Source organism: Microbacterium sp. BF1 (genome assembly GCF_019279095.1).
Lineage (GTDB): Bacteria > Actinomycetota > Actinomycetes > Actinomycetales > Microbacteriaceae > Microbacterium > Microbacterium maritypicum.
Genome location: NZ_JAGYWT010000808.1, coordinates 1 through 661, shown reverse-complemented (window position 1 = coordinate 661; position 661 = coordinate 1). Strand labels below are relative to the sequence as shown.

Below are 661 nucleotides of genomic sequence, written 5' to 3'. Positions count from 1 at the left end.
CCTGCCTCGGGGTCGGACTCGGGCTGCTCATCGCGACGGACGTCGTGTACGTCGCGGAGTCGGCCAAGATCGGGTCCCCGTTCGCCACACTCGGCGCGACCCTCGACTCAGGTGGACACTCCCTGTTCCTCGACCGGCTGGGGGCGCACAAGACACTCGACCTGATCTACACGGGGCGCCTCATGAGCGGCGCCGAGGCCGTGGCCTCCGGCCTGTTCTCGCGCGTCTTCCCCGATGACGAGGTCGTGCAGGCGACGACCGATGCCGCAGCCACCGCCGCCCGCGGCGCGACGGCGGCGTTCCTCGCGAGCAAGGAGCTCATCGCCCGCATCCGCGACGAGCGGCTCGCGCTGTGGGACGCGGTCGGCATCGAGAACGCCGCACAGGCCGCACTGTGCGACACCGATGACTACCGCGAAGGGTTCGCGGCCTTCCAGGAGAAGCGCACGCCTGTCTTCCACGGGCGCTGAGCGCGCCGGCACCGGCGAGACGAATGTCCGACACCGGTGCGAGAATTCCCCCATGATGCTCACAGAGCTCGTCTCCGCCGCCGACCGGGTCGGGGCCACCTCGTCGAGGCTCGCGAAGATCGATGCCCTCGCCGAACTGCTCTCGCGCGCGGACCCGACCGAGATCCCCGCCGTCATGGGCTTGCTGCTCG

1 protein-coding gene is annotated in these 661 nt (G+C 70.5%); it reads left to right on the top strand.

The genetic code is table 11. The features are described 5' to 3' along the window. Nucleotides 1-470, top strand: a 470-nt coding sequence (locus KZA10_RS16930; protein ID WP_218683485.1) for an enoyl-CoA hydratase/isomerase family protein, incomplete at its 5' end; no start/stop codon positions are given. Nucleotides 471-661: the final 191 nt, after the last annotated feature.